The 2,113-nt window shown below is 68.1% G+C and carries 4 protein-coding genes; 3 read left to right on the top strand and 1 reads right to left on the bottom strand.

The features are described from left to right. Positions 1-230 precede the first annotated feature (230 nt). The 3 genes from WA805_RS04655 to WA805_RS04645 all read left to right on the top strand — a co-directional run bounded on the left by WA805_RS04655 (position 231) and on the right by WA805_RS04645 (position 1,872). Positions 231-1,103 carry a fumarylacetoacetate hydrolase family protein gene (locus tag WA805_RS04655; RefSeq protein WP_425241721.1) on the top strand — a complete coding sequence of 291 codons (873 nt, stop codon included), beginning with the start codon at positions 231-233 and terminating at the stop codon, positions 1,101-1,103. Between the two features lie 123 nt (positions 1,104-1,226). Continuing rightward, positions 1,227-1,469: a hypothetical protein gene (locus WA805_RS04650; protein WP_422275291.1), complete on the top strand. Its 243-nt coding sequence runs from the start codon at positions 1,227-1,229 to the stop codon at positions 1,467-1,469. Continuing rightward, positions 1,462-1,872 carry a cyclic nucleotide-binding/CBS domain-containing protein gene (locus WA805_RS04645; RefSeq protein WP_422275289.1) on the top strand — a complete coding sequence of 137 codons (411 nt, stop codon included), beginning with the start codon at positions 1,462-1,464 and terminating at the stop codon, positions 1,870-1,872. The genes WA805_RS04650 and WA805_RS04645 overlap by 8 nt, the downstream gene beginning before the upstream one ends. A gap of 22 nt (positions 1,873-1,894) precedes the next feature. Here WA805_RS04645 and WA805_RS04640 read toward each other — a convergent pair. Next, positions 1,895-2,113 (bottom strand): response regulator transcription factor (locus tag WA805_RS04640; protein WP_425241720.1); only part of this gene is annotated, 219 nt, incomplete at its 5' end.

Genomic DNA, 2,113 nt, shown 5'->3' with positions numbered 1-2,113 from the left:
CAGCGCGACCGCCGCGCCGATCCCGCCCGCCCCGGCGACGAGAGCCGCGCGGCCCCGCAGTCCAAGCCAGTCCGTCATAGCGAGCAGTGAAGATCACCGCCGCGACTTCGTCCACGCGCGTTCCATTCATTGGCATGAAGCCGCGCCCACCAGCGGCGGTTCAGCACACTGAAAGACCATGACCCGACTGCCCGCGTCGGCCCGCCAGCAGAACTTCCAGGAGAATCAGCATGAAACTCGTGACCTTTAACGACGGCCAGGTCGGCCGCATCGCCGACGACCAGGTGATCGAGCTCGACGTCGCCTCGGTCAGGGAGTTCTTCGAGCGTGACCGGCAGGCGGCGGAAACCGGCCGCCGCTACCCGCTCGACGGGGTGCGGCTGCGCGCGCCGATCGTGCCGAAGAAGTTCTTCCACACCGCGGGGAACTTCCGCGAGCACCACGAGGACCTCGCCCGGGTCAACTGGTCGCACCCGGTCAACAAGGGCATCGTCTTCTTCCAGAACGTGGACGCGATCATCGGCCCCGGCGATCCGGTCGTCTATCCAGGGCAGCTCACCAGCGAACTCGACTACGAGCTCGAGATGGCGATCGTCATCGGCAAGCCGGGCAAGTTCTTCTCCGCCGATCAGGCGGCCGAGCACATCGGCGGCTACCTGGTCTTCAACGACATCACGGCGCGCGACATCCAGCGTCGCGAGATGCAGTCGGGTGTCTTCTCCTTTTCCAAGGCGATCGAGACCTTCTGCCCGATCGGCCCGTACATCCTCACCGCGGACGAGGTCGACGACCCGCACGACCTCGACATGGAGCTCCGGGTCAACGGCCAGGTCCGGCAGAAGTCCAACACGCGCAAGATGTCGGTGTCGATCCCGCAGCTGGTCGCCTACCACTCGCCGCAGGTCTACAGCGCCGGCGACCTGATCACGACCGGCACGGTCGCGGGCGTCGCCGCGAGCACCGACGACCCGTTCGCCAACTACCTCAAGCCCGGCGACGTGGTCGAGGCGGAAATCGAAAAGCTGGGGATTTTGCGGAACCCCGTCATCTCCTGGCGCGACGCCTACGGCACCGACGCCCCCGCCGCCGACAGCTGGATGTAGGCCGCGCCGCGCTGCTTTTCGGGCGCGAACTTTCGGGGTATGGATCACGCACTCGGCGCGATCCGTCGTTTTTCGAGCCTCTGCCCCAGTTTGCCGTCAGCCCGCTCGCCCGAAGGTAATCACATGGAAGCTAACGCAGACCGCTTCCTCGAACTCCTCCATCAGTTCGAGGACTTCACCGAGGCGATGTCTCCCGAGCGTGCGCACGCCGAGTTCGACGAGACGACCCTGCAGCTGTTCTGGATGCGGTGGCCGCGGGTGTCCTCATGGTCAGGGTCACTGTGGCGTATGCTGTCCGAGGAAATGTCTGGCCCGTCCGCGCCGCACACCGACTCGGAGTTCCACGAGGTGGGCGAAGGTGGCTGACCCTCCCCGGCGAGCGCTGACCGTCCGCGACCTGATGACCACCCGCGTGGTGACGACCGGCCCCGACGAGCCGGTGGCGGCCGCCGCCGCGGCCATGGTCCAGCGCGGGGTCGGATCGGCGCTGATCATGCAGGGCCGCTTCCTGGCCGGCATTCTCACCGAGCGGGACGTGCTCCGCGCCGCGGCATCCGGCATCGACCTGACCCATTCCCCGGTGTCCGCCTGGATGACCAGGGACCCGGAGCCGGCGTCCCCGGATACCACGGTCGAGGATGCCGCTCAGCTCATGCTGCTGCACGGCTTCCGGCACCTCCCGGTGCTGGAAGGCCGCGAGGTGCGCGGCATGGTCAGCCTGCGCGACCTGGCCGCCGCCAGGATCATCCGGCCCGTCCAGCGGAGCTGAATCCCTGCCGCTGCGGCCGGCGTCAGGACGGGTCGGCGTAGCCGTGGGTGTAGGCGTAGCGAGTGGCCTGGGCGCGGTCACGTGAGCCTGTCTTGGCGAAGATGCGGTTGACGTGGGTCTTGACCGTCGCCTCGCTGACGAACAGGGTGCGGGCGATCTCCCGGTTGGACTGGCCGGCCGCGATGAGGCGCAGCACCTCGGCCTCGCGTGGCGTCAGCTCGTCGTCGGCGCCCGCGCCAGG

Source organism: Trebonia sp., from assembly GCF_049794275.1.
Taxonomy (GTDB): domain Bacteria; phylum Actinomycetota; class Actinomycetes; order Streptosporangiales; family Streptosporangiaceae; genus Trebonia.
The sequence above is the reverse complement of the archived record's forward strand: the minus strand, read 5'-3'. Positions and strand labels throughout refer to the sequence as shown.

What these genes read in the sequence shown, in the direction of transcription:
- WA805_RS04655 (WP_425241721.1), top strand. Translation starts at nt 231, where the DNA reads ATGAAACTCGTGACCTTTAACGACGGCCAGGTCGGCCGCATCGCCGAC.
- WA805_RS04650 (WP_422275291.1), top strand. Translation starts at nt 1,227, where the DNA reads ATGGAAGCTAACGCAGACCGCTTCCTCGAACTCCTCCATCAGTTCGAG.